The 13,799-nt window shown below is 63.7% G+C and carries 11 protein-coding genes; 4 read left to right on the top strand and 7 right to left on the bottom strand.

The features are described from left to right. On the top strand, positions 1–903 hold a 903-nt coding region (locus ACHWUQ_RS11585), incomplete at its 5' end, for a tripartite tricarboxylate transporter substrate binding protein (protein WP_394681208.1). Between the two features lie 215 nt (positions 904–1,118). Here the strand turns inward: ACHWUQ_RS11585 and ACHWUQ_RS11590 are convergent. Then, positions 1,119–2,093: a LysR family transcriptional regulator gene (locus ACHWUQ_RS11590; protein ID WP_394681209.1), complete on the bottom strand. Its 975-nt coding sequence runs from the start codon at positions 2,091–2,093 to the stop codon at positions 1,119–1,121. Positions 2,094–2,201: 108 nt separating this feature from the next. Here ACHWUQ_RS11590 and ACHWUQ_RS11595 point away from each other — a divergent pair, with 108 nt between their 5' ends. Next, positions 2,202–3,158: a DMT family transporter gene (locus ACHWUQ_RS11595; protein ID WP_394681210.1), complete on the top strand. Its 957-nt coding sequence runs from the start codon at positions 2,202–2,204 to the stop codon at positions 3,156–3,158. Positions 3,159–3,792: 634 nt separating this feature from the next. Beyond that, entirely contained in the window at positions 3,793–5,601 is a 1,809-nt protein-coding gene (locus tag ACHWUQ_RS11600) for a CARDB domain-containing protein (protein WP_394681211.1), read from the top strand. 221 nt (positions 5,602–5,822) lie between these two features. Here the strand turns inward: ACHWUQ_RS11600 and ACHWUQ_RS11605 are convergent, their stop codons facing one another. Continuing rightward, on the bottom strand, positions 5,823–6,659 hold the full coding sequence (locus ACHWUQ_RS11605) for an alpha/beta fold hydrolase (RefSeq protein WP_394681212.1): 837 nt from the start codon (positions 6,657–6,659) through the stop codon (positions 5,823–5,825). Positions 6,660–6,895: 236 nt separating this feature from the next. Between ACHWUQ_RS11605 and ACHWUQ_RS11610 the strand changes: the two genes are divergently transcribed. Then, complete coding sequence (locus tag ACHWUQ_RS11610; RefSeq protein ID WP_394681213.1) at positions 6,896–7,396, top strand: MerR family transcriptional regulator; 501 nt, start codon at positions 6,896–6,898, stop codon at positions 7,394–7,396. A 138-nt stretch (positions 7,397–7,534) separates the two neighbouring features. On the opposite strand, the gene ACHWUQ_RS11615 is transcribed toward ACHWUQ_RS11610, so the two are convergent. The 5 genes from ACHWUQ_RS11615 to ACHWUQ_RS11635 all read right to left on the bottom strand — a co-directional run bounded on the left by ACHWUQ_RS11615 (position 7,535) and on the right by ACHWUQ_RS11635 (position 13,764). Next, positions 7,535–8,461 carry an NAD-dependent epimerase/dehydratase family protein gene (locus ACHWUQ_RS11615; RefSeq protein WP_394681214.1) on the bottom strand — a complete coding sequence of 309 codons (927 nt, stop codon included), beginning with the start codon at positions 8,459–8,461 and terminating at the stop codon, positions 7,535–7,537. A 321-nt stretch (positions 8,462–8,782) separates the two neighbouring features. Continuing rightward, positions 8,783–9,406 (bottom strand): hypothetical protein, encoded by a 624-nt coding sequence (locus ACHWUQ_RS11620; protein WP_394681215.1) that lies wholly within the window; start codon positions 9,404–9,406, stop codon positions 8,783–8,785. 122 nt (positions 9,407–9,528) lie between these two features. Further along, positions 9,529–10,335 carry a class D beta-lactamase gene (gene blaOXA, locus ACHWUQ_RS11625; protein ID WP_394681229.1) on the bottom strand — a complete coding sequence of 269 codons (807 nt, stop codon included), beginning with the start codon at positions 10,333–10,335 and terminating at the stop codon, positions 9,529–9,531. 219 nt (positions 10,336–10,554) lie between these two features. Continuing rightward, on the bottom strand, positions 10,555–12,402 hold the full coding sequence (locus tag ACHWUQ_RS11630; protein WP_394681216.1) for an acyl-CoA dehydrogenase: 1,848 nt from the start codon (positions 12,400–12,402) through the stop codon (positions 10,555–10,557). Between the two features lie 177 nt (positions 12,403–12,579). Beyond that, entirely contained in the window at positions 12,580–13,764 is a 1,185-nt protein-coding gene (locus tag ACHWUQ_RS11635) for an acetyl-CoA C-acyltransferase (protein WP_394681217.1), read from the bottom strand. Positions 13,765–13,799 lie beyond the last annotated feature (35 nt).

The raw sequence follows: 13,799 nt of genomic DNA on the forward strand, positions 1-13,799 counted from the left end.
GTGCAAGCTGCGGACCATCGCTTCGAACTCATCCCGATTGCACTCCAACGCGGCTGCGTAGAGACTTCGAACAGGTTCTTGTGCGACCGCGCCGCGCGCGAGCTGGGCCAGCCCTTTGTGGTCGAGAACCGGCCCGGCGCCGGCGGCAATATTGGCGCCGACTATGTCGCCAAGCAGCCTGCCGATGGCTACACGATCATGATCACCTCGATCGGCATGGCTACCAACCCGGCGCTGTACGCCAAGCTGGCCTATGACCCGGTCAAGGACTTTGCGCCCATCAGCCTGCTGGCGGTGGTGCCCAATGTGCTGGTGGTCAATGCCGCCCGCAGCCCCGACACATCGGTGCAGGATGTGCTGGCCCATGCGCGCCGCAACCCCGGCAAGCTCAGCTATGCCTCCGCTGGCAACGGCACCTCCATCCATCTGGCCGGTGAGGTGTTTGCCTCTACCGCCGGGGTGGCGCTGATGCATGTGCCCTACAAAGGCAGCGGCCCGGCCATTACCGACATGCTGGGCGGCCAGGTTGACTTGATGTTTGACAGCATCACCTCGGCGCGGCCCCATATCCAGTCGGGCAAGCTGCGCGCGCTGGGCGTAACCACGGCCAAGCGCTCCTCCGCGCTGCCCGATGTGCCCACGATTGCCGAAGCCGGCCCGCCCGGCTATGAAGTATCGCCCTGGTTCGCGGTGTTTGCGCCCGCCGGCACGCCGCCCCAGGTGGTGGCCCGGCTTAACCAGGTGCTCAACGGCGCGATGCAGCAGCCCGATACCCTCAAAAAGCTCGAAAGCGTAGGCGCCGAGCCCATTGGCAGCACGCCCCAGGCACTGGCCACGCACCTGCAGCAGGAGCTGGCGCGCTGGGGCAAGCTGATCAAAGAGCGCGGCATCCGCCTGGATTGACGCCGCAGCCTGGCCTGCAAGAAAACGTCCAAGGCGCCATCGACACTGAACTGCTGCCCCAGCTGCAGCAGCTACAACTGGCCTTGGCCCAGGAGCAGGAGCGCCTGCAGCAAAGCAAGGCAGCCATGCTGCGCGCCACTTGGCGCCAGACCATCCCAGCGCTGCCGGCGTTGCTGGAGCGGTATGCGGACCAGTGGCCGCTGTTGCCTGCCGAGCTACCTGGAACCAGCGCTTGCAAGGGGTGTGCCGCTCGTCACCGCCTCGGCGGTCTGGCTTTGCAAATAGTCCAGCATGGCCCGCAATTTAGGGGGTACATGGGGGCCTGGTGCATGCAAGGCATAGGCGGTCCGAGGGGCATAGCTTCCCACCAACTGCCAACCGGGCAGCACCTCCACCAGGCTGCCCTGGGCGAGATGGTTGCAGGCCACGAATTCGGCCATGAGCGCAATGCCAGCGACGGCATTGGATTGCAGCGCGTTGAGCAAACCATGGCTGCTGGCAATCGTGATGGGCGTGTTCAGCCGCAGCTTGACGGGGGGCGCAGCAGGGCTCGCAACGCAAGCGAGCTCCACCACGTTCTGAAATGGCCCATAACCCAGGCTCATGCATCGATGGGCCATCAGATCCTGGGGTTCGGTGATGGGCGGCCGGGTCTGCAGGTAGGCTGGGTGCGCGACCAGCAGATAACGAATGCGCTTGAGCGGCCGAGCCACCATCGCGGGCGGCAGCGCATCGGCACTGCTGATGCGGATCGCCAGGTCCAGCCCTTCGGCGGTCAGGTCGAGCAGTTCATCGCGCATGGTCAGCTGGACTTGCACTTCGGGAAAAAGCGCGCAGAAACCGGGCAGCAGCGGGGCCAGCCACCAATCGCCAAAGACCAAGGGGGCACTCATGCGCAACACGCCCTGCGGCTGTTGGCGGTGGGCAGTGGCACGCGACACCGCAAGCTCGGCGCTTTGCAGCATCAGCACACAATCGGCGTGCACGGCCGCACCTACCTCCGTCAACGACAAGGACCGGGTCGTGCGGTTGAGCAGCTTCACCCCCAGCTCGGACTCCAGGCGGCCTACGCTACGGCTCACGGCACTGGTGGTGAGGCGCAGGTGGCGCGCTGCACCCGCAAAACTATGCTGGGCCACCACCTGGACAAATACCTGCATGTCGGCGAGCGGAAGAGAGTCGGTATTCATGGGCATCTATCGTTGCATCAGAGGCAACAATTAATTGATTTCAAGCCATATTGTCAATTCTATCGCAAGGCCTGACCATCGCAATCCTCTTATCTCCTCGATGAAATCATGAACTCCTCAAGCGTAGCGGGCATCCCTCCAGTCAAGGCCAGTGCATTCACCGCAGTACAAGGCGGCGGCACCTGGCGCATGGTGGCCGCAATGGCTCTGTCAGGGACGATCGGGCTGGTCGTCATCGAAAGTGGTTTGCCGGTAGAGCATGTCGTCCTGCTGCGCTGCCTGCTTGGCGCGCTGGGATTGGGCCTGTGGATCCTGTGGCAACGTGCCTGGGTGCCGCCAAGCAGGTCAGGCTGGCTCTCCATGGTGCTCGGTGGCGCGGCCCTGGTCGCCAACTGGGTGGCGCTGTTCCATGCCTATGCCTACGTGGGAATCGCCGTTGCCACCGTGGTCTACCATGTGCAGCCTTTCATGCTGGTACTGGCGGCAGCGCTGGGCGGCGAGGCGATCGGTTGGCGCAAGCTGCTATGGATGGTCCCAGCACTGTGCGGTGTGGTACTGAGCAGTGGGCTGGGCACGGATGCCGTGGCCAGTGTGGCTCCGTCCACGAGCGCGCCGGTATGGGGAATAGCGCTGGCGCTGCTGGCTGCCGCGCTTTACACCGTCACCGTCATCAGCACCCGGCGGGTCAAGAACATCGCGCCTGCGCAGATTGCGATGGTGCAGATGCTGGCAGGCGGCGCCGCATTGGCATGCTGGTCCGCCCCTGCGCTGTTGCAGGCCATGCGCCACAGTACCGGTCTTCCCGGTGCCAGCACCGTGGTCTGCGTGCTGATTCTGGGGTTGCTGCACACCGCTTGGATGTATGGACTGATGTACGGCGCGTTTCAGCGGCTCAGCGCCCCGGCAGTGGCGATGCTGAGTTTTATCTACCCGGCAGTTGCGTTGGCCGTGGATCTTCTCTGGTTTGGCACCCAACCCACCGTGCCTCAGTGGTTGGGCATGGGCACCATCGTGGTGGCGGTGCTGGGCTATCGTTGGCAGGATCTGCGCCCGCAGACTGCATGATTGCGCGCTGGCAAGAGGGTGCCATGCGCGGCATGGAGCGCGGGCTCCTGCCTATCCACCTGGCGCCTCCAGGGGCACACCGGCAAGGCCTGAGGCCGGGATGCGCTGCCCGGGAAAGTGGGCGCATGGCCGCACAGCGGGTTAAATGGCACCCCTTTATCGCAGCTAACACCGCGGAGCTTGCATTTTCAGCGCCACAGGCATTCAAACCCTCCCATTATCCGAGCGAGAGCGCGCCTGGTATTTTTGATTTCATTCAAAACTCTTTGTTTATTTCTGCGTGATTGTCCGAATGGAGTAAAAGCAAATCATGCCTCAAAATTATCCGGCACCAGCATGAGGTGTTTTGCAGCCATCCGATATCCATATCATGGAACATTGCCGCCATAGTCATGCCTTCTATTATCCAATAGACCCGCATCAATTATATTTTTGTGGTGCCGGCCATTCACCCCCCTGACTCGGCAAGCACTGCCTCTTTATAGGCACCCAGCCATTCGATGACCAGTCCAATGAATGGCTCTGCTTGCCCTGGCTATTGACCTCCCAGCGTGCAGCTGGATGACGGTACCCATACCAAACCATTGATCACCATCCCCTCATAACAGATCTATGGGGTTCAGGAGTATTTCCCATGTGGTTCAAGCGCTTTATTGGCTCGTCTTTTGCCGGGCGAAGCCTGGTCATCACCGGCTTGCTCGCCCTTACCGGTATCGCACAGGCCCAGACCATCTCGACAGTGGCGGGCACCGGCACCGGCACTGCCAATACTCCTATTAGCAGTTGCGGCAGTGGGGCCGCGATCCAGGTCAATCTGGAGTACGGCGGCAACGATATCGCAGTGGACAGCCAAGGCAATCTATACATAGCCGAAAGCAATGTCATATGCAAGGTGGATACCACTGGAAGCATCACAACGTTTGCAGGCAATGGAACTGCGGGAAACAGTGGTGACGGTGGCCCTGCCACCAGCGCGTCCTTCAGCGATATCACCGGGCTCGCGTTCGACAACGCTGGCAACCTGTATGTGGGCTCGATGGCGGGAGGGATTCGCAAGATCGATACCAGCGGCACGGTGACCTTGTTCTCTGATTTGAATGGCCGCACTCCATTCGGAATAGCGGTGGACAGCAGCGGCAACCTCTATACGTCGTTGGCGTTTCAACACCTCGTTGTCAAAGTAGATGGCGGCGGCGCCATCACCACGGTTGCGGGAGTGGGCTCTGCGGGCTACAGCGGCGATGGAGGAGCTGCCACCAGCGCGGCCCTGAACTTCCCCACCGGGCTCGCCTTTGACGCAGCGGGCCATCTGCACATGGCCGATGTACAGAACCGGGTCGTGCGCAAGATCGGTGCCGGTGGAATCATCAGCTCGGTGCCAGGAGCAAACTTCAGCAATGACATGGGAACCAGCCGCTACTCCTCGGGCCTCGCTTTTGACCGTATCGGCAATCTTTATATTTCCAACGGGCAGGATAACAACGTCCTCAAAGTGGACGCCGATGGCGTCAACACGGTCGTGGCCGGAACCGGTGCTGCCGGCTATTCGGGCGATGGGGGTCCTGCTACCAGTGCACAACTGAGAGGCGCTTCGGCGGTCGCGTTCAACAGCGCAGGCGCCCTGTTTATCAGTGACGCCTATAACAGGGTGGTCCGCAAGGTGGTGTTTTCCGACTTGGTGATGGCAGTCGCCCTGCCTGGCAGCACTGCGGTCGGCATGCCGTACAGCGGCACGGTCACCATCACCAACAACGGCTCCGGACCGGCAGATGCCGCTGCCTCGGTGTCCATCACAGGCCTGCCCAATGGACTCACGCTGGGCAGCTGCAATTTGGCCCATCTGGCCGCCGGCGCCAGCGTTACCTGCAGCGTAAATGGCACCGCCACCACAGCAGGCAGCTTCGCTGTGATGGCGACTGCCACGGATACGGCCGATCTCGACCCCCGCAACAACAGCGCCACCGCGACCATTGCCGTGGGTGCTTTTCCAGACCTGGCCGTGAGCACCAACCTCCCCGCAGGCACGGTTGGAACGGCTTACAGCGGCAGTATCACCATCACCAACGGTGGTACGGCGCCTGCCAGTGCAAGCGCTGCCGCTTCGGTAACCGGCCTGCCCGCAGGCCTGGTATTAGGCGCCTGCAATATTGCCAATCTCGCAGTCGGCGGCAGTGTCACCTGCGCCATCACCGGCACGCCCACAGCGGCAGGCAGCTTTGCTGCCACAGCGGCTGTGACCGATAGCACAGACAGCAATACCGCCAACAACACGGCGCCAGCAACGCTGACCATCGTTGGCGGCGTCCCCGTCAACGCGGTAGCCACCCCAGTGCCCATGCTGGGCCAGTGGGGCTCGATACTGCTGATGTTGTTGATGCTGATGGCCGGTGGCTGGCGAGCACGCCGGCCTGCGCAGCGCGTGCCTGTGCCACCAGCGTCTTGATGGCGCAAAGCCGTGCGAGGCGCAACGGCAGTGGATGGCCATAGCAAAGCCTGTCCTGCGCTGGAACGCTGTCGATGGGCAGGACGCCCATCAGCGGCTGAGGCCCCATGGGTTGAATGCGGGTGCCTATCCACCCAGGGCGCCGTTCGGCGCGCCCACCATCGACCATTGCCGCAGGGTCCAAGGCGGCTCATCAGCAGGGCGCCCCGGTCTTCTAGCGCTTACTTTTGGATGAACGCAAGCAGATCTGCGTTGATGGCATCCGCGTTTTCGGTATGCATGCCGTGCGAATAGCCCTTGTAGATTTTCAACTCGCTGTTGGCCAGCAGCTGGTCTTGCAGCACCGCCGCGTTTTTATAGGGCACCACCTGGTCGTCATCGCCCTGCAGCACCAAGGTAGGCACGGTGATGGCTTTCAGGTCGGCCGTCTGGTCCGTTTCTGAAAATGCCTTGATGCCTTCATAGTGCGCTTGGGCGCTGCCCATCATGCCTTGGCGCCACCAGTTCTGGATGGTGCCCTGCACCGGTTTGACCCCAGCGCGGTTATAGCCGTAGAAGGGGCCAGTGGGCACGTCGATGTAGAACTGCGCACGGTTGGCGGCCAGCGCGGCGCGAAAACCGTCAAAAACTTCCATCGGTGTGCCTCCGGGGTTGGCCGGGGTCTTGACCATCAATGGTGGCACGGCGCTGATGAGGACGGCCTTCGCCACCCGTCCCTGGGGCTGACCGAACTGGGCCACATAGCGCGCCACCTGCCCACCGCCGGTGGAATGGCCCACATGGATGGCCCGCTGCAGATCGAGATGCTCGGCTACCGCCGCAGCGTCCGCCGCGTAATGGTCCATATCATGGCCTTCGCTGACCTGGCTGGAGCGGCCATGGCCACGTCGGTCATGCGCAACCACGCGAAAGCCCTGGGCAAGAAAGAACAGCATCTGGTTGTCCCAGTCGTCAGCACTCAGCGGCCAACCATGGTGAAAGACGATCGGCTGTGCGTCCTTGGGCCCCCAGTCTTTGTAAAAAATCTGGACGCCGTCTTTGGTAGTGACAAAGGACATGAAAAACTCCTAGCGGTTGACGAAAAAGAAGGGTGCCAAGCCTGTGAACGTTAAAACAAGGCTGTTGCACCGCTGTGTAAGACGTTTTCAGGGGGCCGCGTGCGGCAATGGCCCGGCTGCGTCCGCTGGCATGGCGGGTGGAGGGCGCGCACCACCAACCGCCTCTGCAGCACTGGCCTTGCCAGCGCAGTAAGCTTCAACGTGCAGGGACGTTCAATGCATCACGAGAATGACGTATGAATATTGGTGAACTGAGCAAACGCACAGGTCTGTCCACATCGCGCATCCGCTTCTACGAGCAAAGCGGCCTGCTGCCAGCGGCGCAGCGGGGCTTGAACGGCTACCGCAGCTACCCGCCGGAGATGGTGCAGATGCTGGAGTTGGTGGTCATGGCGCAAAAGGTGGGTTTCAGCCTGGAGGACATTCGCGCATTGCTGCCACGCGGCCTGCAAGGCTGGGACCATGACGGGGTCGTGGCCACCTTGCGCCAGAAACTGGCCGACATCAAGGCCATGGAAAAACAACTGCAAACCAGCAAAAGGCAGGTGCAGGCCTTGTTGGCCGACATAGAGGCGCGGCCAGATGACATGGATTGCCAGGACAACGCGCGCCGCGTGCTCACCCATGTGCTGGCACAGCAGTCTGCATCCCTGCCCTCTGAATCCGCTGCCGAAGAGAAGATGGGCCAGCTGATGCGTGCCGCGCGCAAGCAGCGGGCCAACGGCGCGGGCAACTGAGCAGGTCTTCAAATCGCATGGCGCGGCAAACATCTCCCGGGCCGGTCCGGCTCCGCTCTGGCAGCCCTAGCGCCCTGGCCGGCACAGGGTGGCCGCCATCCTCGCGCCGGGCGGCGCCCTGCAGGGAGCGCTGTGTGCTCAGGAAGACGCTTGCGCGATGTGCCTCAATCCCTGTTCGTAGCTGGTGACCACGAAGTGCGGAAAGCGACGCCGGAACTTGGACGAATCAAAATCAAGGTCGTGCGCATAGCGCGGTAGCAGTTCGCGCAGCTCGCGCACCGGCTTGGACACCCAGCTCGCAGCCACCAGCGCCCAATGGCTCAGCACGCGGTAGCGTGGCGTCACCCCGAAAGTGGTGGCGGCCAGCTGTACAAAGGCTTGGTAAGTCAGGCGCTCGTCCCAGCAAGGCAGGTGCCAGGTCTGGCCGTATGCATCCTCCGTATTGCCAATGATCGCCATCGCGCGGCTGGCATCGGGCGTCCAGATCAGCGTACGCAGCGTGTCATCCCGTACCGGAACCTTGGCCTTTCGGCCAGCCTTGAGCGGCGCAATCACCAGCGTGTTGGTGACGCTCTGGGTCTTGCCGGGGCCATAGAACTCTGGCGCACGGCCAATGGCGACGGGGATATTGCCGCGCTGCATCTCGGCCAGTACCATCTCGGCCATCAAGGCCCGCACGCGGCCCTTGCGCCCTGTCGGGGCAAAAATGGTTTCCTCGGTTTGCCGCTGCGCGCTTTGCGGATACCTATAGGTGTTGTCAAAGTAGACAAACTTGGCCCCCGCTGCCCGGCTGGCATCGAGTGCGTTACGCAGCATGGCCGGAAATTGCGTTTCCCATAATGCGGTGTCCGGAGGCAGGCCAGCGGTGAAATACACGACCTCACTGCCACGCACTGCGTCCAGGGTCTGTATGGCATCGAGCAGGTCGGCACGGACCAGTTCGTCGGTACCGTTGACCTTGCGCGGCTGGCGGCTGACCAGGCGCAGGTTCTGCGTGTAGTGGCGCTTCAACGCACGCGCCAGCTCGGTCGCGATTTGGCCATTGGCCCCCAAGATGGTTTGCATGTCTACCCTTGCAGCATCGGATGTGGTGAGAAGACAGCGAGCTTAAGGTTCAAGTTAAGTTGAATGTCAAGCGCTCACGGCACCCGTCCGGCTTCGGGCAGAAGACCAGACCGCAGGCTTTGCGCGCCAAACGGGCATCGCCCACCTGCCGAAGGCCGTACACAGGCCCGCCGCCGCTGGTTGGCACAGTTACTGCGCTGAGGCCCGCCGCCCGCTGCGCTGGGGTGGTGTTGCGCAAACCGATGCCGAGAGACGGCGAGCTGCTGGCACTGGCCAGTTGGGCTCCTCTGCCGCCCCATCGTCAAACCCCTTGCCAGTGCATTACTGCGGCATGTGCGCCGGCATCAGTCCCTGGGCGCGTAGCGTGGGCGCCTCGTAGACGGAATCCTCGGCCCGGTAGCGCAGACCCGGTATCCCTGCCGCCTTGGCGCTGGCCCAGAGGATGCTCTCGCCTGCTGGCAAGGTATCGATCTGCTCGGTATAGATCGGGTCCTCGAAGGCGCTCGTGGCCGTGGTAAAACTCCACCCGCGATCCCGGAATGCCCAGATCAATTCATCGAGCGCGGCAGCATTGATCCTGTTGGTGTGCAGCAGCATCACATGGGCTGGACTGCGGCCCAGGACCTCCCGGGCCAGACCGTCGTAGTAGGCCGCGCGGTCCAGCAGATGTGCGATGTACGCGGCTTTCACCTGATCGGCCTTGGCGGCATTTGCTTCGTTCAGCCAGGCCACATACACCTGGTTGTAGTACCAGTCGCTCGCGTCGATCGACACCGGAGCCGCCCTGTAGCCTGCGGCCTGCATCCACAGGCGCATGCCGTCCCGCTTGGCCAGCGTGTTGCCTTCCTTCAGATACGGAAAGCGCAGCATCTTCGACCAGCCAGGTACCCGGCTCAGCACGGCGCCGGCCTCCTTGACATCGCCGATAAAGTCCGCAAGCGGCACTTGAGGCGATCCCAGGCTGCGGTGCCGGGACGTGTGGTTGCCTATCCAGAACGCAGGATGCGCTGAAAAGCAAAAGAACGGCGGCAAGCGCGCGACGCAGCACGACCATGGCGATGCCCTTCTTACTGGTCAGCGGTGGGCAAAAGCCCAAGAAGCTCTTGGCGCGCACGCAGCCCTGCGTTGGGCTTAAGGGCTTGTGCATCCTGGATCAGGCGCACAAACGCCAGCCTGCGCGCGCCCCTGGTCGCCCAGCCGACGTACCAGCCATACGCGTGGTTCGCGTCATAGCGGTGGTCGCTGCCCGGCGACCCGGTGCCCGTCTTGCCATGCACAGTCCAGCCGTTGACCTCGGTGCCGTAGTTCGAAATGCCGGTAGTCATGTCATAGGCATGGGCACTCACCGGCAGTTGGCGGCGCACGATCTTGCGCATGAACGCGAGCTGTTCCTCGGCCGAGATACGCAGCGAACTCATCACCCAGACCCCGTTCTGCCCCGGTTCATCGACCGGTACCGCAGAGACATCGGCATTGCCATATTCGAATGCCTTCACGTAGTGCGCGAAGCGCTCCTGCCCTAGCCGCTTGACCACCTGCTGCGAGTACCAGAAGACCGAATCCCGCATCCAGGTGGTCGGCGTGATGTCCCCCCGCCAGGCATCGCCCGCCCAATCCGGATAGCCCGCCTGGTACGGCAAGGCAGGCTCTGCAGCATCCTTGAGCACTCCCGCGTCGTAGCCCATGAGGCTGATGGCGAGCTTGAAAGTCGAGGCAGGTGTCACGCGCTCGGAGCAGGCCGGGCCTTGCTGGACCAGCAGCTGGCCGGAATCGGCGTCTGCCATCAGCGTGCATAGCGTACGCGCGGTGGCGAAGGGCGCTGAAAGAACGAAGACCACTGCGGCGGCAGTGGCCTGTAGAGCGCGTTTGCACATATAGAAGGTTTCCAAAAGAAAGGAGAAGACTACGCCGCCGGGCATGCCGGTGGAGCGTCCTGCGGATCCTGTCACCCCAAGAACCCGGAGATGCCGGCCCAGTGTGGATGCGTAGTGTCGCAGTGTTCTGGCCCCGCGCGTGGCGTATTTCACAAAATGGTTTCGGCCCAAGCGTGCCAGTTTGCCCGAGGCACCGCCGTTGCGGGCTTCAGCCGCCACTCAAAGACTGCCCGACGCCACCTCCACCAACAACCCCTCCCCCGCCATCACCGGCGCCAGCCAAGCCTGCACCAGCGGCAACTCATACGCGTAAAAATAACGCGCGCAATCGAGCTTGCCCTGCAAAAAGGCCTGCTGTCCCGCATCGGCAGCGGCCATGCCCTCATGCGCGTTGACAGCGATATCCAGCCACAGCCAGGCCAGCGTGACATGGCCGAAGGCGGTCATGTAGGCGGTGGCGTTGGCGAGGGCCAACTGGGCGTTGCCGCTGGACCAGGCGGCATCGGTGGCGGATTGCAGGGCTTCGGTGGCGGTGGCCAAGCGGTCGGCCCAGGGGGCGCATGCGGGTATGGATCGGGCCACGGCGATGGTTTGTGCGATCTCAGCCTGCAGCAAGGCCCAGGCGGCGCCGCCGTCCATGCGCAGCTTGCGGCCGAGCAGGTCGAAGGCCTGGATGCCGTGGGTGCCTTCATGGATCATGTTGAGCCGGTTGTCGCGCCAGTGCTGCTCCACAGCGTAGTCGCGCGTGTAGCCATAGCCGCCCAGCACCTGGATGGCGAGGCTGTTGCCCTCCTGGCACCACTGGCTGGGCCAGCTCTTGGCGATGGGGGTGAGCACCTGCAGCAGCAGTTGGGCGGCATCGGCCTGCTGCGGCGCGCCGGCGCGCTGGGTGTCGACCAGCTTGGCGCAGTACAGCTGCAGCGCCAGCGCGCCTTCGGCATAGCTTTTTTGCGCCAGCAGCATGCGCTTGACATCGGCATGCTCGGCAATCGGCACCTGCGGCTGCTGCGCATTCTTCACCACCTTCTGGCCGGCAGCCACCGGGCGGCCCTGGGGCCGCTGGCGGGCATAGTCGCGCGATTGCAGGTAGCCGGCGTAGCCCAGCATGGTGGCGCCCAGCCCCACCTGGATGCGGGCCTCGTTCATCATGTGGAACATGCACTGCAGGCCCGCACCCAGCGCGCCCACACGGTAGCCAATGGCTCCGCCCTGCTCGCCGTAATGCAGCAAGGTGTTGACGGTGCCCCGGTAACCCAGCTTGTGGTTCAGCCCGGCCAGCGCGATGTCGTTGCGCTCGCCGGTCACCTGGCCTTCGGTATCGACCAGGACTTTGGGCACGATGAACAGCGAGATGCCGCCCACGCCAGCAGGCAGCTGACCACTGTCATCAGGCACCTTGGCCAGCACCAGGTGGACGATGTTCTCGCCCATCGCATGCTCGCCGCCAGAGATCCACATCTTGCGGCCCCTCAGCCGGTAGCGCGGGCCCAGCGGGTCGTTGGCATGGTCGGCGCCATCGGGCACGGCTCGCGTCGTGATGTCCGACAGGCTGGAGCCGGCCTGCGGCTCGCTGAGGTTCATCGTGCCAAAAAAGCGGCCTTGCAGCTGGGGCAGCGCAAAGGCCTTTTGCTGGGCGGGCGTGCCATGGGCCATCAGCAGGCCGGCATTGGCCGCTGTCAGCATCGAATAGGCCTTCAGGGCAATGCTGGCCGCCGAAACCATGCTGTTGGCCGCCATCTCCACCACGCAAGGCAGCTGCATCCCCCCCACCGCGTAGTCATGCGATGCCGCCAGCATGCCCGATTCGGCATAGGCGGCACATGCCGCCGGTGTGCAATCGGGCAGATGCAGCTGCTGCCCGTCAAAATGCGGCTCCTGCTGGTCGACCAGCCGGTTGAAGGGCTCGAACTTGTCAGCGGCCAGGCGCTCGCACATGTCCAGCACCGCGCCATAGGTCTGGCGGTCGTGGCCGGCATAGCGCGCATGGCGGCTGAGCGCCTCCACCTCTAGCCAGTCGTAGAGCAAAAAATCCAGGGTCTGGCGGATGCTGGCGTAGTCGAGTTGCATGTTAGAACGTGTTGAGGATCTCTACGCAGCTGCGTTGGAGAGCCATCGGGATGGGTTCGAAGGGATGGGACGCAGCTTGCACCGGGGTGCAAGCAAGGGCCAGCGTGAAGAAATCGCCCGATTTCGCGCCAACCCGTAGGGACACTGTCGCGGCGCGAGGAGATCGTCAGCACGTTCTTACCCCACCTCAAACAGCGCGGCAGCCCCCATGCCCCCGCCCACGCACATGGTGGCCACCACATAGCGCACTCCCCGGCGCTGGCCTTCCAGCAACGCATGGCAGGCGATGCGGGCGCCCGTCATGCCATAGGGGTGGCCGATGGAGATGCCGCCGCCGTTGACATTGAAGCGCTCGGGATCGATGCCCAGCTGGTCGCGGCAGTACAGCGCCTGGCAGGCAAAGGCTTCGTTCAGCTCCCACAGGCCGATGTCCTGCACGCCCAGCCCGTGCTGGGCGAGCAGCTTGGGGATCGCATAGATGGGGCCGATGCCCATCTCTTCCGGCGCGCAGCCGGCTACCGCCATGCCCCGGTAGATGCCCAGCACCTCCAGGCCCCGGCGCTCGGCCAGTACCGAATCCATGACCACGCAGGCCGATGCGCCATCCGACAGCTGGCTGGCATTGCCGGCGGTGATGACGCCGCCCTCGATCACCGGTTTGAGGGCGGCCAGCCCTGTCAGGCTGGTGTCGGGTCGGTTGCCTTCGTCGCGGGCCAGGGTCACGTCCTGCAGGCTGACTTCCTTCGTGATCTTGTCGGTCACCGCCATCTGGGTGCTGAAGGGCACGATCTCGCGGTCGAACAGGCCAGCGGCCTGGGCGCGTGCGGTGCGCAGTTGCGACTCCAGCGCATAGGCATCCTGCGCCTCGCGGCTGATGCGGTACTGGCGCGCCACATGCTCGGCCGTTTGCAGCATCGGCATATAGGCATGGGCGGCATGGGCGATGACGGCCGGATCGCGCTCGCGGCTGGCCCAGTCCATATAGGGCGTTTGCACGGCGGTGATGTTCTCGCAGCCGCCTGCCACCACCACCTGCATGCCATCGACCAGCACCTGCTTGGCTGCGCTGGCAATCGCCATCAGGCCGGAGGCGCATTGCCGGTCTACCGTCTGGCCCGCCACGCTCATCGGCAGGCCTGCGGCCAGCAAGGCATTGCGTGCCAGGTTCATGCCGGCGGTGCCCCCGGTCAGCACGCAGCCGACGATCACATCGTCCACCTCCGCCGGGTCCACTCCGGCGCGCGCCACCGCGTGCTCGATGGTGTGGCCCATCAGGTGGGGCGAGCGGGTGTGGTTGAGCGAGCCCCTATAGGCCCGGCCGATGCCCGTGCGGGCGGTGGAAACAATGACGGCGTCTTTCATGGCGGTGCTCTTGAATGTTGATGGTTAAGCCTTCG

The organism is uncultured Comamonas sp., assembly GCF_964277875.1.
Classification (GTDB): domain Bacteria; phylum Pseudomonadota; class Gammaproteobacteria; order Burkholderiales; family Burkholderiaceae_C; genus Comamonas; species Comamonas sediminis.